The organism is Nocardioides cavernae (assembly GCF_013410035.1).
Classification (GTDB): domain Bacteria; phylum Actinomycetota; class Actinomycetes; order Propionibacteriales; family Nocardioidaceae; genus Nocardioides; species Nocardioides cavernae_A.
In genome coordinates this window covers 372,998-391,486 of record NZ_JACCBW010000002.1, presented here as the reverse complement: position 1 = coordinate 391,486, position 18,489 = coordinate 372,998, and the positions used below count along the sequence as shown (strand labels likewise).

The 18,489-nt window shown below is 74.0% G+C and carries 22 protein-coding genes; 12 read left to right on the top strand and 10 right to left on the bottom strand.

Annotated features, from left to right (window positions below):
• Window positions 1-6 precede the first annotated feature (6 nt).
• Window positions 7-981 (bottom strand): AraC family transcriptional regulator, encoded by a 975-nt coding sequence (locus tag F4692_RS21790; RefSeq protein WP_179619420.1) that lies wholly within the window; start codon window positions 979-981, stop codon window positions 7-9.
• Between the two features lie 174 nt (window positions 982-1,155).
• Between F4692_RS21790 and F4692_RS09425 the strand changes: the two genes are divergently transcribed.
• Window positions 1,156-1,503: an ANTAR domain-containing protein gene (locus F4692_RS09425; RefSeq protein WP_179619419.1), complete on the top strand. Its 348-nt coding sequence runs from the start codon at window positions 1,156-1,158 to the stop codon at window positions 1,501-1,503.
• Entirely contained in the window at window positions 1,500-2,210 is a 711-nt protein-coding gene (locus F4692_RS09420; protein WP_179619418.1) for a GAF and ANTAR domain-containing protein, read from the top strand. The genes F4692_RS09425 and F4692_RS09420 overlap by 4 nt, the downstream gene beginning before the upstream one ends.
• Here F4692_RS09420 and F4692_RS09415 read toward each other — a convergent pair.
• Window positions 2,207-2,926, bottom strand: coding sequence for a GAF and ANTAR domain-containing protein (locus tag F4692_RS09415; RefSeq protein WP_308645318.1), 720 nt, complete (start codon window positions 2,924-2,926; stop codon window positions 2,207-2,209). The two genes, F4692_RS09420 and F4692_RS09415, sit on opposite strands and share 4 nt — an antisense overlap.
• Before the next feature lie 271 nt (window positions 2,927-3,197).
• Here F4692_RS09415 and F4692_RS09410 point away from each other — a divergent pair, with 271 nt between their 5' ends.
• From F4692_RS09410 to F4692_RS09380, 7 genes are read left to right on the top strand one after another with little or no spacing between them, the layout of a single operon-like run.
• Window positions 3,198-4,244 carry a glycosyltransferase gene (locus tag F4692_RS09410; protein ID WP_308645233.1) on the top strand — a complete coding sequence of 349 codons (1,047 nt, stop codon included), beginning with the start codon at window positions 3,198-3,200 and terminating at the stop codon, window positions 4,242-4,244.
• Window positions 4,241-5,308 (top strand): glycosyltransferase, encoded by a 1,068-nt coding sequence (locus F4692_RS09405; protein WP_218858377.1) that lies wholly within the window; start codon window positions 4,241-4,243, stop codon window positions 5,306-5,308. Before F4692_RS09410 ends, F4692_RS09405 begins: the two co-directional genes overlap by 4 nt.
• Window positions 5,305-6,342 carry a glycosyltransferase gene (locus F4692_RS21785; RefSeq protein ID WP_179619415.1) on the top strand — a complete coding sequence of 346 codons (1,038 nt, stop codon included), beginning with the start codon at window positions 5,305-5,307 and terminating at the stop codon, window positions 6,340-6,342. The genes F4692_RS09405 and F4692_RS21785 overlap by 4 nt, the downstream gene beginning before the upstream one ends.
• Window positions 6,339-7,238 carry a glycosyltransferase family 2 protein gene (locus F4692_RS09395; protein ID WP_218858376.1) on the top strand — a complete coding sequence of 300 codons (900 nt, stop codon included), beginning with the start codon at window positions 6,339-6,341 and terminating at the stop codon, window positions 7,236-7,238. Before F4692_RS21785 ends, F4692_RS09395 begins: the two co-directional genes overlap by 4 nt.
• Window positions 7,235-7,675, top strand: a complete 441-nt coding sequence (locus F4692_RS09390; protein WP_179619413.1) for an SRPBCC family protein — start codon at window positions 7,235-7,237, stop codon at window positions 7,673-7,675. The genes F4692_RS09395 and F4692_RS09390 overlap by 4 nt, the downstream gene beginning before the upstream one ends.
• Complete coding sequence (locus F4692_RS09385) at window positions 7,672-9,255, top strand: phytoene desaturase family protein (protein WP_179619412.1); 1,584 nt, start codon at window positions 7,672-7,674, stop codon at window positions 9,253-9,255. Before F4692_RS09390 ends, F4692_RS09385 begins: the two co-directional genes overlap by 4 nt.
• A complete protein-coding gene (locus F4692_RS09380) occupies window positions 9,252-9,881 on the top strand; it encodes a methyltransferase (protein WP_179619411.1) in 630 nt (209 codons plus the stop codon). Before F4692_RS09385 ends, F4692_RS09380 begins: the two co-directional genes overlap by 4 nt.
• A 33-nt stretch (window positions 9,882-9,914) precedes the next feature.
• On the opposite strand, the gene F4692_RS09375 is transcribed toward F4692_RS09380, so the two are convergent.
• From F4692_RS09375 to F4692_RS09355, 5 genes are all read right to left on the bottom strand, one after another.
• Window positions 9,915-10,811, bottom strand: a complete 897-nt coding sequence (locus tag F4692_RS09375) for a DUF559 domain-containing protein (protein ID WP_179619410.1) — start codon at window positions 10,809-10,811, stop codon at window positions 9,915-9,917.
• 141 nt (window positions 10,812-10,952) lie between these two features.
• Window positions 10,953-11,153 carry a CDGSH iron-sulfur domain-containing protein gene (locus F4692_RS09370; RefSeq protein ID WP_308645232.1) on the bottom strand — a complete coding sequence of 67 codons (201 nt, stop codon included), beginning with the start codon at window positions 11,151-11,153 and terminating at the stop codon, window positions 10,953-10,955.
• A complete protein-coding gene (locus F4692_RS09365) occupies window positions 11,150-12,103 on the bottom strand; it encodes an iron-containing redox enzyme family protein (RefSeq protein WP_179619409.1) in 954 nt (317 codons plus the stop codon). Before F4692_RS09365 ends, F4692_RS09370 begins: the two co-directional genes overlap by 4 nt.
• Window positions 12,100-13,281: a zinc-dependent alcohol dehydrogenase gene (locus F4692_RS09360; RefSeq protein ID WP_179619408.1), complete on the bottom strand. Its 1,182-nt coding sequence runs from the start codon at window positions 13,279-13,281 to the stop codon at window positions 12,100-12,102. The genes F4692_RS09365 and F4692_RS09360 overlap by 4 nt, the downstream gene beginning before the upstream one ends.
• Entirely contained in the window at window positions 13,278-14,081 is an 804-nt protein-coding gene (locus F4692_RS09355) for an SDR family NAD(P)-dependent oxidoreductase (RefSeq protein ID WP_179619407.1), read from the bottom strand. Before F4692_RS09355 ends, F4692_RS09360 begins: the two co-directional genes overlap by 4 nt.
• A 96-nt stretch (window positions 14,082-14,177) precedes the next feature.
• Here F4692_RS09355 and F4692_RS09350 point away from each other — a divergent pair, with 96 nt between their 5' ends.
• Window positions 14,178-14,708, top strand: coding sequence for a CinA family protein (locus tag F4692_RS09350; protein WP_179619406.1), 531 nt, complete (start codon window positions 14,178-14,180; stop codon window positions 14,706-14,708).
• Window positions 14,709-14,772: 64 nt separating this feature from the next.
• A complete protein-coding gene (locus F4692_RS09345; protein WP_179619405.1) occupies window positions 14,773-15,243 on the top strand; it encodes a hypothetical protein in 471 nt (156 codons plus the stop codon).
• Here F4692_RS09345 and F4692_RS09340 read toward each other — a convergent pair.
• The 3 genes from F4692_RS09340 to F4692_RS09330 are packed head-to-tail and all read right to left on the bottom strand — an operon-like array spanning window position 15,240 to window position 17,605.
• Window positions 15,240-16,202, bottom strand: a complete 963-nt coding sequence (locus tag F4692_RS09340; RefSeq protein WP_179619404.1) for a TIGR03557 family F420-dependent LLM class oxidoreductase — start codon at window positions 16,200-16,202, stop codon at window positions 15,240-15,242. The two genes, F4692_RS09345 and F4692_RS09340, sit on opposite strands and share 4 nt — an antisense overlap.
• Window positions 16,199-16,894, bottom strand: a complete 696-nt coding sequence (locus F4692_RS09335; RefSeq protein ID WP_179619403.1) for a helix-turn-helix transcriptional regulator — start codon at window positions 16,892-16,894, stop codon at window positions 16,199-16,201. Before F4692_RS09335 ends, F4692_RS09340 begins: the two co-directional genes overlap by 4 nt.
• Before the next feature lie 51 nt (window positions 16,895-16,945).
• Window positions 16,946-17,605 carry a hypothetical protein gene (locus tag F4692_RS09330; protein WP_179619402.1) on the bottom strand — a complete coding sequence of 220 codons (660 nt, stop codon included), beginning with the start codon at window positions 17,603-17,605 and terminating at the stop codon, window positions 16,946-16,948.
• A 124-nt stretch (window positions 17,606-17,729) separates the two neighbouring features.
• Here F4692_RS09330 and F4692_RS09325 point away from each other — a divergent pair, with 124 nt between their 5' ends.
• Entirely contained in the window at window positions 17,730-18,404 is a 675-nt protein-coding gene (locus F4692_RS09325) for an HAD family hydrolase (RefSeq protein ID WP_179619401.1), read from the top strand.
• The last annotated feature ends 85 nt before the right edge of the window (window positions 18,405-18,489 follow it).

Below are 18,489 nucleotides of genomic sequence, written 5' to 3'. Positions count from 1 at the left end.
CACCCGTCAGGAGGTGGAGCGGGTCAACGTCTGTCCCGGGTTCTCCTGAAAAACGTGCCGGTAGTCCGCCGCGAAGCGCCCGGGGTTGAAGAAGCCGAGCCGTGCTGCGACGTCGCTCACGCTGGTGCCCGACCCGTCGCTCAGCGCCTGGTGGGCGAGGTCGAGGCGTACCTGCTTGAGGTAGGCGAGGGGGGTGCAGTCGAGGTGGTGGCGGAAGGCGTACTGCAGCGCCCGCGGCGAGACGCCGCACGCCTGCGCGAGGTCGGCCAGCGACAGGTCGTCGTGGCAGCGCTCCTCGATGACGGCCTGCGCGCGCCGGAGCGTGGACTGGCTGGCGTCGTTCCGGTCGCGGTGGTCACGCGGTCCCGCGGCGTCCCCCACCACGTTGTTGGCGAAGGTCCGCAGCAGGGTGTGCCCCAGCAGCCGCGAGGCCTCGCCGTGCGCGATCGTGCCGATGTCGGGGAAGCTCGCCGCCAGCTCGTCGACCGTCGCCCGCCAACGGGCTCCAGCGGCGGGCGAGACGGGCACGTAGCTGCGGAAGACCAGGTCGGACTCCGACATGTCGGGGTCGATCTCGCGGATCGACTCGGCCAGGACGTCCACCGAGATGCTGGTGTTGCGCACCTCGTAGCCGTTGCCGCCGCCGGTGAACGCCTGCCCCCAGCCCGAGGCGAGGACCGTGTCACCGGCCCGGCCCTGGTCCGTGCGGCGGTCCCGGCTGTACTCGATCTCCCCGCCGATCACGTCGACGACGACGATGGCGGGCATGGGCTCGGCGGAGAAGGTGATGGGCGAGTCGATGCGGAGGTGGTCGAACGCCGCTCCGCCCTTGTCGAGCCGGCGGTGCCGGACGGTCCCCATGGACCCGCCCAGGCCGAGGTTGGCGCCGTAGGCGGTGTCCAACCAGTGGCGCGCCTCGTCACCGACGCCCTCGAAGTCGAAGGGATCGGACGAACCGCGCCGCGCACGTGGCTGGGGCACAGCAACCTCCTGGGTGAGGAGGGCGACGACCCGGTGGCTTGAGTCATCTCGACTGTAGCCCACACGCGCGCATCCCACCCCTGAGGAGGGTTGTCGGTCCGTCCCAGTACGCTGACCCGGCAACTCGAACCGTTCCGCCCTGTGTCCGCGGACTGCGTCATGCGAAAGGTGACGATGTCTGGGACACCCCTGTCTCCGGGTGGGCCGCGGCCCCGCCCCGAGGACCTCCGCGACGAGGTCGCGCAGCTCCGTGAGGCCATGCAGTCGCAGCGCGACATCGGCATGGCCGTCGGGCTGCTGTCCGCACGCTTCGGCCTCAGCACCGCCCAGGCGTGGCGCACCATGCTGCGCATCTCGCAGGACAGCAACACCAAGATCCGTACGGTCGCGCGGGTGCTCGTCGTGACCCACGACGGCACCGCCGACCCCGACGACCTCGCCGAGCTGGCCAGGTTCGAGGCGCAGCTCCCCGCGTCGGGCTGGCCCTCGGCGCCGGGGACGCGAGAGGATCCCGTGTCGTGAGCATCGACGACGCGGCCCTCGCCGACAGCCTGCGCAGGCTCTCCCACCCCGGGGCCGACGACGGGAGCATCACCACGGCGCTCGAGCTGGTCGTGCAGGCGTGCGTCGACCTCTTCGACGTCGACGGGGCCGGCGTGCTGCTCGCCGACGAGCAGGACATGCTCGTCTACGCCGCGGCCAGCGACGGGCCGGGCCGGTTGCTCGAGCGGACCGAGGCCGAGGCCGGCGAGGGCCCGTGCACCGAGGCCTTCGTGAAGGCGCGGGTGGTCACCACGAGCGACGTCACCGCCGAGACCGAGCGGTGGCCGGTCCTCGCGGCGGCGATGGCGCACCTCCCCGTCCGCGCGGTCCTCGGGACACCCGTCGTGCTCGGCGGCGTTCCGGTCGGCACGCTCGACGTCTACAAGGAGGGGCAGCACGACTGGGACGAGAGCGAGGTCGCGGCTCTCGGTCGCTACGCCGAGGTGGTCGCGACGACGCTCGGCGCCGCCCTCCAGGCCCACACCGCCGGCGAGCTCGCCAAGCAGCTGCAGTACGCCCTCGACTACCGCGTCGTGATCGAGCGGGCGGTCGGCTACCTCATGGCCAAGCAGTCGGTGGACGCCGTCGCGGCGTTCAACGCCCTGCGGACCGCGGCCCGCAGCCGCCGCACCAAGATCGGGCTCGTCTCCGAGCACGTCCTCGAGACGGGCGGCCTGCCGGCCTAGTCCCCTGCCGGGTCCGCGGTCCACTCCTCCGCACCGGCGTCCGACTCGTCCGACCGGTCGTGCGGGATCGTGCGCGTCTCCACGATCTGCTGCGCCACGTCGCGCAGCTTGACGTTGGCGGTCGACGACAGCCTCCGCAGCAGCTCGAAGCTCTGGTGCTGGTCGATGCCGTAGCGCTCCATCGCGATGCCCTGCGCCATCCCGATCACGTGCCTCGAGCTGACCGCCGTCTGCAGCGTGCTGGCGTGGCGGGCCGAGGACAGCGCGGTGGTCGCGTGCACGGCGTAGACGATCGCGGTGTCGACGACGTCGCGGTCGGCGAACGCACCGGTCCTGCTGCTGTAGAGGCTCAGCGCGCCCAGGGGGTCGTCGCGGTCGGTGACCGCGACGGCCAGCACCGAGCCGATCCCGAGCTCCGAGGCCCTCGGCCCCCAGACGGGGTACCGCCCGTCGGCGCCCACGTCACCGCTGCGCAGCCAGCCGCCGGTGCCCGCGACCTCGAGGCACGGTCCCTCGCCCAGGGCGTACTGCAGCGCGTCGGCCTCACTCGCCGACGGACCGCTGCTCGCGAGGGTCCTGTGGCCGCGCGACGTGCTGACGGTGAGGCTGACCTGCTCGGCCTCGGGGACGAGCTCGCGCATCCGGCTGACGATCGCGAGTGACGTGATGGCCTCGTCAGGCTCCTGCTGCAGCTTGGCAGCGAGCGCCGCGAACACGGCCAAGGAGTCATGGGACGACAATGAGGATCCTTGTGGACTTGCACCTGCGACCCGTGTTCTGGAGTCGAGGCAAAAGTTATCCCGCTCACGGCTCGCGTCTCAACGCGGCACCGCCCATGGGATGGGAGGGAGTGATCGGCGCGCATGTGGACGTCGGGCGGGGGTACATGGGCGCGTGACCACTCACGTGACGACTGGCGCGCCCGCACCGGCGGTGCCGCGCGCCCGTTCTCGCCGACTGGTGGTGGCGTCCGTCCCCTCGGGACACGTGTACGTCCGTCACCTCGCGCCCGAGGACGGCTCCGGGCCCCACCGCCTCCCCGACCCGACCCCCGAGGGCGCCGCGCAGACGCAGCGCTGGTGGCCCCCGGTGATGCTCGACCCGGGATGGGCCGCGACGAACGACTTCGACGTGTTCCACCTGCACTTCGGCTTCGACGCCCGCAGCCCCGAGGACCTCCAGGCCCTCGTGGACGACCTGCGCCGGCGCGGCAAGCCGCTGGTGTTCACGGTCCACGACCTGCGCAACCCCCACCACGCCGAGCGCGAGCTCCACGACCGCCAGCTCGACGTGCTGGTACCCGCGGCCGACGCCCTCATCACCCTGACCCGGGGCGCGGCCGACGAGATCCGGTCCCGGTGGGGTCGCGAGGCCATCGTCCTGCCGCACCCCCACGTGGTGCCGTTCGACGTGATGCGACGCGCCGCCGCGATGCGCGGGGTGCGCCGCAGCGGCCCGCGCGCCCAGCAGTTCCGCGTCGGGCTGCACGTGAAGAGCCTGCGTGCGGGCATGCACCCGCACCCCCTCGTGCCCGTGCTCGTCGACGCCCTGCGCGAGCTGCCCCACGCGGTCCTGCAGGTCAACGGCCACCGTGACGTGCTGCTCCCCGACGGGGCGCGCTACGACGCCGCGCTGTCCGAGGCGCTCCACGAGCACGCCGCTCGCGGCGAGATCGACCTGCGCATCCACGACTTCCTCGACGACGACGCGCTGTGGGCCTACCTCGCGTCGCTCGACGTGTCGGTGCTGCCCTACCGCTTCGGCACCCACAGCGGCTGGCTGGAGGCGTGCCGCGACCTCGGGACCGCGGTCATCGCTCCGTCGTGCGGCTACTTCGCCGACCAGGCGACGGTGCTGTCCTACGGCCACGACGAGCAGCACCTCGACGCGGAGAGCCTGGCCGCGGCGGTGCGCGAGGCGTACGCCGGTCGCGTGGCCCCGCCTCCCACCGTCGAGGACCGGCGCCGCGAACGCGCGGCACTGGCGAGCGCGCACGACCGCCTCTACGAGATGCTCGTGAGGGCGGTGCGGTGAGGATCTGCCTCATCGCCTCGAGCAGCTACCCCATCCGGGAACCCTTCGCAGGCGGCCTGGAGTCGATGACCCACACGATGGTGCGCGGCCTGGCCGAGCGCGGGCACGACGTCACCCTCTTCGCCGGTCCGGGGTCCGACACGTCGCTGCCCGCGCGCGTGCTGCCGCTGGCGTCCGTGGAGGTGAGCGCCGCCGCGATGGCCGACAAGTTCGCGCCCAACGCGGGGTGGCTGGCCGAGCACCACGCCTACCTCGACCTCATGCTCTCCCTCGCGCGCACCGGCGCCGAGGACTACGACGTGGTGCACAACAACAGCCTCCACCACCTGCCGGTGGCGATGGCGCCGGCGCTCGACGTGCCCGTGCTCACGACGCTGCACACACCGCCGCTGCCGCTGATCGAGTCCGCCCTGGCCCTGTGCCCCCGCCCGCCCCGCTTCGTCGCGGTGAGCCAGTGGACGGCCGACGCGTGGCGCCACGCGGTCGACAGCGACGTCGTGCTCAACGGCCTCGACCTGAGGCGCTGGCCCGCCGGGGACGGCGGCGGCCCCGCCGTGTGGACCGGGCGCATCGTCCCCGAGAAGGCCCCGCACCTCGCGATCGACGCCTGCCGCCGCGCCGGGGTGGACCTCCTGCTGGCCGGTCCCGTCCAGGACGAGGACTACTTCGCCCGCGAGGTCGCCCCGCGCCTCGGGCCCGACGCCCGGCACGTCGGCCACCTGTCCGGCCCCGACCTGTCCGCGCTCCTGAGGTCGGCCTCGGTGGCCGTCGTGACGCCGGTGTGGGACGAGCCGTACGGCCTGGTCGCCGCGGAGGCGATGGCGAGCGGCACCCCGGTGGCGGGCTTCGCCCGTGGCGGCCTCGTCCAGGTGGTCTCGCCCCGCGCCGGGGTGCTGGTGGCACCGGACGACGTGGAGGCGCTCGCCGTCGCGATCCGCGAGGCGGCCGCCCTCGACCGCGGTGACGTGCGGGCGTACGCCGTGGCCACCTGCGGCGCCGACGCGATGGTCGATCGCTACCTCGGTCTCTACGGCGAGCTCGCACAGCGGGTGGACGCCGCGTGACGCCACCCGCTCGGGGGTCCGTCGGCTACTACGTCCACCACGTCGGCAGCGGCCACCGCCACCGGGCCCAGGTGCTCGCCGAGCGCCTGGCGCGCGAGGGCATCCGGGTCACCGGGCTGTCCAGCCTCGAGGCACCGCGCGGCTGGCCCGGCGACTGGGTCCGGCTCGCCCGCGACGACGGCGGTCGCGCGCCCGACCGGACCGCCCACGACCACCTGCACTGGGCACCGCTGCACCACGACGGCCTCCGCGAGCGCACGTCCGCGATCTCCGCGTGGCTCGCCTCGGCCCGGCCCGACCTCGTGGTCGTCGACGTGTCGGTCGAGGTCAGCCTGCTGGTGCGGCTCCACGGCGTCCCGGTCATCGGCGTCGTGCTGCCCGGGCGGCGCGACGACGAGCCCCACCGTCTCGGGCTCGGTGTCGCCGAGGCCCTCGTCGGCTTCTGGCCCGCGGAGGCCGACGGCATGGCACCCGGCCTCCCGCCGGAGCTGCGCGAGCGGCTCGTGTGCGTCGGCGCGCTCTCGCGCCACCCGGTCCGTGACGTCCCCGACGCGACACCGACCGGTGCTGCGCGCAAGGTCGTCCTCATGCTCGGCACGGGAGGCCACGACGTCGCCCCCGCCTCCGTACGGGCGGCCCTCGCGTCGACGCCCGGGTGGGAGTGGGACGTGCTCGGCGCGGGACCGGAGACCTGGGTGGACGACCCGTCGGTGGTGCTCGCCGCCGCCGACGTCGTCGTCACCCACGCGGGCCAGAACGCGCTGGCCGAGACCGCCGCAGCGCGCCGGCCCGCCGTGGTCCTCCCCCAGGAGCGGCCGCACCAGGAGCAGCGGACCACCGCCGCCGTGCTCGAGCAGGACTGGCCGGCGGTCGTGTGCCGCACCTGGCCCGACGCCGACGAGTGGCCGTACGTGCTCAGCCGGGCGGCGTCGCTCGACCCGCAGCGGTGGACCGCCTGGTGCGACGGCGATGCGGCCGAGCGCTTCGCCCGGGTGGTGCTCGACGTGCGCGACCGGACGAGGTGCCGGTCGTGACCCGGGTCGCCGTCGTGACGATCGCCCACGGCCGCCACGACCACCTCGCCGGCCAGCACCGCACCCTGGCCGGTGGCACGCGGGTGCCTGACGACTACCTCGTCGTGGCGATGGACGACGACGCCATCGTCGAGCGCGAGGAGGGCGGCCTGCGCCGCCGCGTCGTGCACGTCGGGCCTGGGCGGGAGGGGCGCCTGCCGCTCGCCATGGCGCGCAACCTCGGCGTACGCACCGTCCTGGACGCCGGCGCCGACGTCGTGGTCCTGCTCGACGTGGACTGCCTGCCGGGGGCCGGGCTCGTCGAGGCGTACGCCGACGTGGTCGCGGCCCGCCCGCAGTGGATCTGGTCGGGCCCCGTGACCTACCTGCCGCCGCCCCCGCCCGAGGGGTATCCCGCCGACCCGGCAGACCTCGCCGCCTGGGACGACCCGCACCCGGCCCGGCCCGACCTCGCTCCCGGCCGGCTGCTCGACGACCTCGACCCCGACCTCTTCTGGTCGCTGTCCTTCGCGGTCTCCCCGGCCGCGTGGGCCCGGGTGGGCGGGTTCTGCGAGGACTACACCGGCTACGGCGGCGAGGACACCGACTTCGCCCGCAGCGCCGTCGTCCACGGCGTCGGGCTCGGCTGGGTCGGCGCCGCCCGGGCGTACCACCAGCACCACCCGGTCAGCAGCCCGCCCGTCGAGCACGTCGACGACATCCTGCGCAACGGTCGGCTCTTCCACGAGCGCTGGGGCGAGTGGCCGATGCAGGGGTGGCTGGAGGACCTCGAGCGCGCACGACTGGTCGAGCGGGTAGGTGGGAACTGGGTCAGGACCACCCGGAGCACGCGGAACACCCGGAGCACCCGGAGCACCCGAACCACCCGGACGACCCAGGAGGGGACGACCCCATGAGCACGACCAGCCGAACGATCGACGCGACGCCCGAGCAGGTCTGGGAGGTGCTGGCCGACGGCTGGCTCTACCCGCTCTTCGTCGTCGGCGCGTCGCGGATGCGCGACGTCGACGAGACCTGGCCGGCCGTGGGATCGCGCCTGCACCACAGCGTCGGCTCGTGGCCGCTGCTCATCGACGACACCACCGAGGTGCTCGAGGTCGAGGAGTCCGCGCGGATCCTGCTGCTCGCGCGAGGGTGGCCCGCCGGCCAGGCGCACGTCGAGATCTCACTGGAGCCGGAGAGCACCACGACGACGACCGTCACCATCGTGGAGGACGCCACGGCGGGGCCGGGCACGCTGGTGCCGAAGCCGCTGCGCGACGCCCAGCTGCACCTGCGCAACGTCGAGGCGCTGCGGCGCCTCGCCTACGTGGTGGAGGGCAGGGTCAGGTGACCCACTCCGCCGTCGTGGTCGGCGCCGGGCCCAACGGGCTCGTCGCGGCCAACGTCCTCGCCGACGCCGGGTGGGAGGTCGCGGTCCTCGAGGCCCAGGCCACCCCCGGCGGCGCGGTGCGCAGCGACCGCGAGGTGCACCCGGACTTCGTGCACGACACCTTCAGCGCCTTCTACCCGCTCGCCGTGGCGTCGAGCGCGATCGCGTCGCTGCGGCTCGAGGACCACGGCCTGGTGTGGGAGCACGCGCCCGCCGTCCTCGGTCACCCCTTCGGCGACGGCCAGTGGGCCGTGCTGCACCGCGACCGCGCGGCGACCGCGGCCGGGCTCGACGCGCTGCGCCCCGGTGACGGCGACGCGTGGCTCGACCTGTGCGCGACGTGGGACCGGATCGGGCCGTCGTTGGTCGACGGGCTGACCACGCCGTTCCCCCCGGTGCGCGCGGGCGCCCGGCTCCTGCCTGCGCTCGCCAGGGCGGGCGGCCTCGACACGGTCCGCCGCCTCGCCACCCCGGTCGCGTCCCTCGGGCGTGAGCTCTTCTCGGGCGAGGCCGGGGGCCTGCTCCTGTCCGGCAACGCCGGGCACGCCGACTTCCCCCTCGCTTCACCGGGGTCCGGCGTCTTCGGCGTCCTGATGACGATGCTCGGCCAGACCGTCGGCTTCCCCGTCCCGCGCGGCGGGGCCCAGTCGCTGACCGACGCGCTGGTGGCGCGCTGCCGCTCGCGCGGCGTCGAGGTCGTGACGGACGCCGAGGTCACCGAGGTCCAGGTCCACCACGGCCGCGTGCAGGGCGTACGCACCCGCGACGGTCGGGCGTACGCCTCGGGCACGGTGCTGGCCGACGTCTCGGCGGCGCACCTGTTCGGCCGGCTCGTCGCCCAGGAGCACCTGCCCGCGCGGGTGGTGCGCGGGATGCGCGACTTCGAGCTCGACCCGGGCACGGTGAAGGTGGACTGGGCGCTCTCCGGTCCGGTGCCGTGGACCAACCGGCCCGACCTCGCGCCGGGGACGGTGCACGTCGCGGACTCGGTCGAGCAGATGACGCAGACCCTCTCGCAGGTGTCGTCCGGTGTCGTGCCGGACCGGCCGTTCCTGCTGACCGGTCAGATGACGACCAGCGACCCGACCCGCTCCCCAGCGGGCACCGAGTCGTTCTGGGCCTACACCCACGTGCCGCAGCCGGGGATGACCAGGGCCGACGCGGCGGGCGAGGTCACGGGTGCGTGGGACCGTGACGACACCGAGCGGTTCGCGGACCGGATGCAGGCGCGGATCGAGGAGCGCGCGCCGGGGTTCGGCTCCCTCGTCCTCGAGCGGCGGGTGCTGGGGCCGCACGAGCTCGAGGCGCGCAACGCCAACCTCATCGGCGGTGCCGTCAACGGCGGCACGTCCCAGCTCCACCAGGAGCTCGTCTTCCGGCCGGTGCCCGCCATGCGTGGCCGCGCGGCGACGGGCGTACCCGGCCTGTTCCTCGCCTCCGCCTCCGCGCACCCCGGCGGCGGCGTCCACGGGTCGGCCGGCGCCAACGCCGCCCGCGCCGCGATCTGGCAGCAGCGCACGAGGAGGCTCCGCCGCACATGACCGAGCACATCGAGTTCGGGCCCGCACCGGGGTCCCTGGACATCGCCTTCGACGACCGCGTGCTCCGCCCGCGCGAGTGGACCGCCGCGCAGTCGGCGTGGGCGGCCGACCTGATGGCGACCACGCCCGGCGGGACGGTGCTGGAGCTCTGCGCGGGGGCGGGGCACATCGGCCTGCTCGCCGTCGCGGCCAACGGCCGCAGGCTCGTGTGCGTGGACGCCAGCCCCGTCGCCTGCGACTACGCCCGCGTCAACGCCGTCGCCAACGGCCTGGCCGAGCGCGTCGAGGTCCGCGAGTCCCGGCTCGAGGAGGCCCTCGCCGACGACGAGCGGTTCCCTGTGGTGATCGCCGACCCGCCGTGGGTGCCGCGCGAGCAGACCACCCGCTACCCCCAGGACCCGCTGACCGCGATCGACGGGGGCGACGACGGGCTCGACGTCGCCCGTGCCTGCCTCGAGGTCATCGACCGGCACCTCGCGCCCGGCGGGTCCGCCGTGCTCCAGGTCGGCACCCGCGCGCAGACCGACCTGCTGCGCGAGGAGCCGTGCGTCGCCGAGGGACGGCTCGCGATGGTGGAGGTACGCCAGCACGTCCGCGGCGTGCTGGCCCGGATCGACCGCGCGTAGACGCGCGGACAGAAGTCGTGTCGCGACCTCCGCTCAGGCGGCGGCCGGCCAGGCGTCGGCGACTTCTGTCCGCGCGTCTCCCACTGCTCGTGCGACGACCTGAGCGAGCACCGCGCGCACCCACGCCGGGCGCAGCATGACGTCGTCCCACGTGAAGCGGAGCACCGTCCACCCGTCGGCCGTCAGCAACGTGTAGCGCCGGACGTCCTTGACGAAGCCCTTCCGGTCGCCGTGCCACTCCCACGACTCGCACTCGACCACGATGCGCAGCTCGCGGTCGACCAGGTCCGGGCGCGCCCAGTAGTGGTCCGTCGACAGCACCACCTGCGGCACCACGTGGAGTCCGGGCACCTGCAGGCAGATCGCCCTCGTCACGGACTCGAACGGGTTCGCGGCCCGCGCGTCCGCAGCGAGCCCGATCCGGCGCACCTTCGCGCTGCCGGCTCCCCGGACGCTCGCCAGGACGCGGCGCAGGGTGGCGATCTCACCGTGTCGCAGCGCAGAGTCCGCGATCGTGAGGGCCTCGTCGTCGGGGAGCGAGCGCAGGCAGTGCAGCAGGGTGACGTCGCGGCTCGTCGCGATCCCCGAGGTGTCGTCAGGACCGAGGTCGGCGCGATGGACCACCACCTGCCGCCGTCCGAGCTGCGCCACGTTGCGCTTGCGCGGGAAGGCCACGTGCGGCACGTCCGGGACCGTCTTCACCTCCCAGCCGTGGTGCACCGCGGCGCTGGTGAGGCTGAGGTGGCCGTTGAGCCGGAACGCGAGGACAGCGGCCTGGTCGCTCCCGGGCGTCGCGTAGCGGCCGTGCCCGACGCTCACGACGGCGCCGGCGCGGAGCGCCCGGTCGACGTCGGCGCGCGACGTCGCGCGGATCAGGTCGGCCCGTGAGGCGAGACCGCCCAAGCGCTCGATGACAGTGACGACGTCCACGCCCCCAGCATGGGCGGCAGGGCCAGGTCGCCGCTCGCACCATCCACAGGCCGTAGACGCGCGGACAGAAGTCGTCTCGCGCGGCGCCCGCAAGCGTCCGACACACGCGGCGACCGCAGTTGTGTCCGCGCGTCTACGTGGTCAGGCCTTCGGGATCACCTTGTGCGTCCCGTCGCACCACGGCAGCCGGCTGGACTTCTCGCAGCGGCACAGCGCCACGACGGGGCGCTGGACCGGGTGGACGGTGCCGTCGGCGTCCTGGACGGACGTGGCGCCGCGCAGCAGCATCGGCCCGTCCTTGCAGAGCACCACCTCGGGGTGGTCGAAGTCGCGGTCCCTCACTGCGGGGAGACCCCCCACGACCTCAGCACCGCGGTCGCGAAGCGCGCCTCCACGTCGAGGCAGGTCCACGCGCCGAAGAGGATGTCGGCCGCCTGATCGGGCTCGTCCTCGGCGAGGGTGCCGCAGATGTCGTGCGCGGCGAGCTGCTCGTGGATGGCGTCGGCCTCGACGTGCTCGTCGTAGTAGGCCGCCATCGGGCCGCCCATCTCGAGCCGCTCGAGGCCCTGCACCATCTTGCGCGAGGGGATCGAGCTGGTCATCTCGAAGGCGGCGAGGTGGCCCATCGCCGCGCCCCGGAGCCGGCGGTGGAGGCCGAAGAGCGAGCCCGCGTTGTTCATCTCGAGGTTCTCGGTGATCGCGTCGTCGACGTAGGCGCCGTACTCGGGCCGCAGCCCGACGGCCTCGAGGCCGCGGGCGAACAGGTGGGCGTGCAGCCGGTTGGGGTCGCCGTCGCCGTACTCGTCGTACTGCAGCTCCATGAGCGCGGCCTTGGCCCGCACGGGCAGGCGCGGCACCACGAAGGCCGACGGGTCGGACTCCTTGAGGTGGTAGACCGAGCGCTGGCGCAGCAGCTCGAGCACCTGGTCGCGGTCGGCCTCGCGCCGGACGTACGTCGCCAGCGAGGGCCCGTCGTCGGCATCGACCAGCGCGGCCAGCGCCGCCGGGACCTCCGCCGGCAGGTCGGCCGGTGCGGCGTCCGCCCAGCGCTGCCGCAGCCGGTCCTCCAGCGCCACCTCGAGCCCGTGCCGCACGTGCAGGACCTCAGGGTCCCACTCGGCACGGTCGTCCGCGTCCTCGAAGCCGCGGTACGACAGCTCGTGCAGGGTCCACAGCGCGATGGCCTCGTCCTCGGGGGAGTCGGCGGCGGGCGCGGTCCCCGCGGTGCCCGTACCGGTGAGCCGGGCGCCCAGCCACTGGCTGAGCGCCCCGCGCGGCTTGGGCACCCTCACGGCCGGAACACCACCTTGACCATGCCGTCCTCCTTGTCGCGGAACTTGCGGTAGGCCTCGGGTGCGTCGTCCAGCGGCAGGTGGTGCGTCGCGAACGACTCGACGCCCAGCACGTCCTCGTCCTGCTCGAGCAGACGGAGGATGTCGTCGCTCCAGCGGTGCACGTTGGCCTGGCCCATCCGGATCTGGACCTGCTTGTCGAACAGCTGGAACATCGGCAGCGGGTCGGTCGGGGCGCCGTAGACGCCCGAGATGCTGATCGTCCCGCCGCGGCGCACGGCGTCGATCGCGCTCATCAGCGCGGCGAGGCGGTCGGAGCCCATGGTGAGCATGACCTTCTCCTGCACCTTCTTGGGGAGCAGGGCGAGCGCCTTCTGCGCGGTCTCGGCGACCGGCGACCCGTGGGCCTCCATGCCGACGGCGTCGATCACCGCGTCGGCGCCGCGGCCGTCGGTGAGCTCGCGGACCCGGTCGCCGATGCCGTCGACCTGCGAGTGGTCGATCGTCTCGGCACCGCGGCCGTGGACCCGCGCCAGCCGCTCGCGCACGGAGTCGACCACGATGACCCTCAGCCCGCGGTGCAGCCCGATGCGGGCGGCCATGTCGCCGATGGGTCCGGCGCCGACCACCAGGAGCGTGCCGCCGTCCTCGACGTCGGCGTACTCCACGGCCTGCCACGCGGTCGGCAGCACGTCGGAGAGGAACAGGAACCGGTCGTCCGGCGGGCCGTCCGGCACCTTGATGGGCAGCGTGTCGGCGAACGGCACCCGCAGCAGCTCGGCCTGCCCTCCGGGGACCTGGCCGTAGAGCTTGCTGTAGCCGAAGAGGCTGGCACCGGTGCCGGTGTCGGTGTTCTGCGTGGTCTCGCACTGGCTGTAGAGCCCGCGGGTGCACATCCAGCACGTCCCGCAGCTGATGTTGAACGGCACGACCACGCGGTCGCCCGCCTTGAGGGTCGTCACGGCGGAGCCGACGTCACGCACGATGCCCATCGGCTCGTGGCCGACGATGTCGCCCTCGGTCATGAACGGCGTCAGCGGGTCGTAGAGGTGCAGGTCGGAGCCGCACAACCCGGTCGACGTCACCTCGATGACGACGTCCGTGCGCTCCTCGATCGTCGCGTCGGGGACGCTGGTTACCTGCATGTCCTGCCGGCCCTGCCAGGTGACTGCCTTCATCGTTCGGAGACCTCCTCGGTCTGTCGGGCCGCGGCCTTGGCCGCGACCGGGTCGGGCACCACGTGGGCGCCCGCTGCCTGGACGGTGTTGCGTACGGAGCCGGCGACGACGTGGTCCTTGCCGGCGAGGAGCGCCCGCCACCCGTCGTTGGCGACCTCCTCGGGGGTGTCCTTCGGTCCCTGCGCGACCCGGGTCGCGCCCATGTCGGCGCGGTCGAAGAAGTCGGTGTCGGTCGGGCCGGGCTGCAGCGACGTCACGCTCACGCCGGTGTCCGCCAGCTCGTGGCGGATCGCTTCGGCGAAGGAGTGCACGAACGCCTTCGAGGCGGCGTACGCCGCGTGGCCGGGCCCCGGGCCCTTGCCGGCGATCGACGAGACGAGCAGCAGGCGACCCTCCTGCTGCGCGACCATGTCGCGCGCCAGCAGGATGCTGAGGTGCACGGTCGAGCGGACGTTGAGGTCGACCAGCCGCAGCTGCTCGTCGAGACCGGCCTGGTCGAAGCGGCCGTGCACGCCGATGCCGGCGTTGAGGATGCCGACGCTCACCGGGCTCGGCTGGCTCGCCACGACCTCGTGGAGCCGCTCGACGCCGTCACGGGCGGCGAGGTCCACCTCGACGGCCGTCACCGTCCGTCCGGTCGACTCGAGGTTGTCGGCGACCGCGTGCACCTCGGGCTCGTCGGCGGCGAGCACCAGGTCGTACCCCTCCCCCGCGAGCAGGCTCGCGAAGGCGCGGCCGATGCCGGTCGAGGCGCCGGTGACGACGGCCAGCCCGGGTCCTGACAGGTCGTGCGAAGTCATGCCCGGGCAGTGCCCCGGGCGCGGCGAGCGCATACGCACGTGCGGCGCATGACCGCCTTGCGGGGTGGGAACTGCAGCGCGCACAGGAGGTGCGACATGGCGATCCCCGAACCGTCCGAGGGGCACAGCGACATCGAGGCCGTCGACCGCGTGGCCGACCTCGCCCGGTCCCGCGGGGTGCGCATCGCGGTCGCGGAGTCGCTGACCGCGGGGCGGATCTCCGCACTCCTGGGTCGCGGCGAGGACGCGGCGTCGTGGTACCGCGGGGCCGTCGTCGCCTACGTGGAGGACGTCAAGTTCGACGTGCTCGGCGTCGACCGCGGCCCGGTCATCACCGCGAGCTGCGCGCGACGCATGGCGGTCGGCGTACGCCGCCTGCTCGGCGCGGACGTCGCCGTCGGGATCACCGGGGTCGGCGGTCCCGGCCCGCGGGAGGACTGCCCGCCCGGCACCGTCCACCTGGCGGTGGCGCTGCCCGGTCGCACCCGTTCCACGCACGTCCGGCTGCCGGGAGGTCCCGCGGAGGTCGTCGAGGCGGCGACGAGGCTCGCCCTCACCGAGCTCGTCGCCGCCCTCGAGTCGCTGCCGGCCGACCCGGCCGACCCGGCCGACCCGGCGACGACGTGACCGGGAGGGCGACCCGCCCGTTCGCATGTGGTGCGGCCGCTCCGCGTCCTGTGAGGCTCGGAGCATGACCGACCCGCAGGCCGACCACCCGTCCCCCGAGCACCGGCGTCCCGACGGCGTCACCGATGCGACCGTGGAGGCGCTGGGCAAGCTGTCCGCCGCGATCGACCACGTCGAGGACGCCCGCGGCCACCTCTTCGCCTTCCACCGGCTGATGGGCAGCGCCGAGACCACGCTCGAGGAGGCGACCGAGATGATCCGCGACGCCGGTCACGACGACCTCGCGGACGCGCTCGACCAGGACGCGCTCGGGCAGAACCCGCTCCCGGGCATGTGGTCGTTCCAGATGGTGGAGGCGTTCGACGACGGCTTCTACGCGCGGGCCAAGGGCCTGCACCAGCGCGCGCTCGACGAGCTCGTGGACGGGCAGCGCCACGTCTTCGAGGCGGAGATGAAGGAGCTGCGGCGGACCCGGGGTCGCGAGGGGCACGAGGCGCGCCCCGCATCCGTCGAGGGGCACCCGGAGCACGACTAGCGTCCGCGCAGCTCCGGCAGGACGTCGGAGCCGTAGGCGGCGATCATGTCGGCGTAGTGCGGGCCCATGTTGGCGACGTAGACCTCGTCGAAGCCCGCCTCGACGAACGGGGAGTACGCCTCGACGTGCGCGGCGACCTCGGGGCCGAACGCACCGTCCTCGGCGAACTTCTCCCGCGTCACCAGCTCGGCCGCCTGCTCGAAGTGCTGCGGGTTGGGCAGCACCTGGCTGAGCTCCCCGGGGACCCCCGCGTTGGGCCAGCGGGCGTACGCCTCGTCGATGGCCTCGTCGCGCGTCGGGCCCCAGGCCACCTTGAAGCCCGCCTGCGTCGGCGCCTGCGGACCCTTGGCTTCGCGGAACGTCTCGACCGACGTGGCGTCGGGAGACGTCGTGATGAACCCGTCGGCGATCCGGCAGGCCACGTCGAGGGCCTTGGGCCCGAAGGCGCTCATGTAGATCGGCGGCGGCTCGTCCGGCCGCGTGTAGATGCGAGCCGTGTCGACGGTGTAGTGGCGGCCGTCGTGCGAGACGACCTCCCCGGTCCACAGCCGGCGGATCACCTCGACGGCCTCCTCGAGCATCTCCAGCCGGATGTCGGTGCGCGGCCACGCATCCCCGAGGACGTGCTCGTTGAGCGCCTCACCGGTGCCGACGCCGAGCGTGAAGCGGCCCTCGCCGAGCAGCACCGCGGACGTCGCGGCCGCCTGGGCCACGATCGCCGGGTGCGTACGCACGGTGGGGCAGGTCACGGCCGTCGTGACCGGCAGGTCGCAGACCTGCGCGATCGCCCCGATCATCGACCAGACGAACGGCGACTGGCCCTGCGCGCTCGTCCACGGGTGGAAGTGGTCGCTGATCCAGAGGCTGTCGAAGCCGGCCCGCTCCGCCAGCCGCGCCTGCTCGAGGAGCTGGTCGGGTGCGTACTCCTCGCAGGAGAGGAAGTAGCCGAAGCGGGTCACGCGTGCGCGGCGTGGGCCGTGTAGGAGGTGCGCGGGGCGTGGACGCGCGGCGGCGGGGTCGTCTGGACGTCGCTCGGCATCAGCAGCCCGTGCTGGATCGCCCAGAGGACGGCCTGCGAGCGGGACGAGACCTCGATCTTGGAGTAGGCGCCACGGATGTAGGACTTGACCGAGTTGATGCTGAGGTTGGTGTCCTCGGCGATCTCCCGGTTGGCCTTGCCCGCAGCGATCATCGAGAGGACCTCCGTCTCGCGCTGGGTCAGCGGCCACTTCGACGCGGCGGCCTGCTGGGCCTCGGCGTGCGGCGTCCAGTCGTCGACGACGCGACGGCCCTCGGCGACCTGGAGGAGGTTCCAGATGAGGCGGCGACTCGGCAGCCACTTGCTCACGAAGCCGGCGGCCCCGCGCGCCATCTCGGTCGAGACCGCCTCGGGGCTGCAGTCCCACCCGAACGCGACCATGCGCGTCGGGAAGCGCTGCGGCGCCGGGCGTACGCCTGCCGTGCGGCTGTGGGGTTCGTAGAGCGTGAGGTCGCACAGGGGGGCGGGGCCGTCCGCGCGGTGGTGCACGAGCGAGATCACCGCGGCGTGCGGCTCCAGCATCGCGCGCAGGCCGTGCATGACGAGCTCGCTCTCGTCGAGGATGGCCACCTTGACGTGGCGGCGCGGGCCCGGGGCAGTCGGTCGTTCCATGGCCTCAGGTACCCCGATGGGCGAGGCGCATGCACGTCCGGTGACGCTAGCTCACGCGAGCAGCGCCTGTGCCACGCTCGCGGCCTGCGTCTCCGAGACCCCGGCCCTCGCGGCGGCGTCGCGCAGCATCACCGCGGCCTCCTCCGTCGTGACGGCCATCCGCGCGGCGACGAGGCCGACGGCGACGTCGACGAGGCGCTGCTCGCGGAGCCGCTCGGGCGCCTCCTCCGCGCGACGCAGCGTCTCGAAGCCGAGGTCGGCGTTGGTGACCGCGCCGGCCTGCCAGGCGCCCAGCGCCTCCACGAGGCCCTCGATCCGGTCGTGGAAGGCGGACGCGGTGGAGGCGTAGAGGTCGATGTTGAGCACGGCGCGACCGTGCTCGACCACGGGGAGCGAGACGGTGCTGGCGATGCCGGCGAACGCCCGCTCGCGCGCCATCTCGGCCCAGCCGCGCTCGTCGAGCGCGTAGACGTCCCCGCCCGCCTCGGCCCCGTCCTCGGAGGTGTCGCGGTCCGCGGCCCGCCGCGTGGCCTCATGGTCGACGAGGGTGAAGGTGAGGTCCTCGTCGAGGAGGGTCACGCTCAGCGCGACGCAGTCGGGCACGGCACGCACGGCCCAGCCCTCGATCACGCGCAGGAGCACCTCGACGTCGTCGATCGACGGTGTGACGTACTCGTCCAGCGCCTCCCGGCTCTGCGGCAGCAGCTCCACGTCAATCCCCTCGACAGCACGGCGTCCTGCTCCTCGATGGTGCTCCTGCGGACGGCACCACACCACACCCGCCGGGGCGATCGGGCCCGCGCATGCCGCCCTCCGGGCCGGGGTACGTCCTCCCATGCCTGCTGATCACTCCACGCGACCCGTCGTCGTGCTCGACCTGGACGGGACCCTCGTCGACTCGGTCTACGAGCACGTCTCCGCCTGGCACGCCGCCTTCCACGACGTCGGACTCCACGTCAGCGCGACGCGCATCCACGAGGCGATCGGGATGGGCGGGGACCGGCTGGTCTCCCACGTCGCGGGCGACCCCGCCGAGGCGGCCGTCGGCGACGACGTGCGCAAGCTGCACGACGACTACTTCCGGAGCGCCCTGCGCTCGGTCTGCGGGCTCGACGGGGCCTCCGAGCTGGTCGAGGCGCTCGCCGCGCACGGTCACCGGCTCGTCCTGGCCAGCTCGTCGGAGGCCGACCTCGTGGACGACCTGCTCGACCTCGTCGACGTGCGCCGGCACCTCACGGCGGTCGTCACGGGCTCGGACGACACGGCGAGCAAGCCCGCCCCGGACTCCGTGCAGCTCGCCGTCGAGCGGGCCGGAGGCGGTGCGGCCGTCGTGCTGGGTGACGCCACCTGGGACGCGCTGGCGGCGCGGGCGGCGGGCGCGACGGCCCTCGGCCTGCGCAGCGGCGGCATCGACACCGAGCGCCTGACGGCCGCGGGCGCCACCCGGGTGTACGACGGCCCGCGCGACCTGCTCGACAGCCTCGAGGGCGCGCCGCTGCGGTCGGACTGAACCCCGGCCGAACCCGCGACGTGGGTCGGCCGGCGGGGTAGGCGCCCCGCCCACCCCGAGGTCCGCGAGCTCGGCCGGCACCTGC

Coding starts and splice junctions, on each gene's coding strand:
- F4692_RS09425 (WP_179619419.1), top strand. CDS start 1,156: ATGTCTGGGACACCCCTGTCTCCGGGTGGGCCGCGGCCCCGCCCCGAG.
- F4692_RS09390 (WP_179619413.1), top strand. CDS start 7,235: ATGAGCACGACCAGCCGAACGATCGACGCGACGCCCGAGCAGGTCTGG.
- F4692_RS09380 (WP_179619411.1), top strand. CDS start 9,252: ATGACCGAGCACATCGAGTTCGGGCCCGCACCGGGGTCCCTGGACATC.
- F4692_RS09360 (WP_179619408.1), bottom strand. CDS start 13,281: ATGAAGGCAGTCACCTGGCAGGGCCGGCAGGACATGCAGGTAACCAGC.
- F4692_RS09355 (WP_179619407.1), bottom strand. CDS start 14,081: ATGACTTCGCACGACCTGTCAGGACCCGGGCTGGCCGTCGTCACCGGC.
- F4692_RS09350 (WP_179619406.1), top strand. CDS start 14,178: ATGGCGATCCCCGAACCGTCCGAGGGGCACAGCGACATCGAGGCCGTC.
- F4692_RS09345 (WP_179619405.1), top strand. CDS start 14,773: ATGACCGACCCGCAGGCCGACCACCCGTCCCCCGAGCACCGGCGTCCC.
- F4692_RS09335 (WP_179619403.1), bottom strand. CDS start 16,894: ATGGAACGACCGACTGCCCCGGGCCCGCGCCGCCACGTCAAGGTGGCC.
- F4692_RS09325 (WP_179619401.1), top strand. CDS start 17,730: ATGCCTGCTGATCACTCCACGCGACCCGTCGTCGTGCTCGACCTGGAC.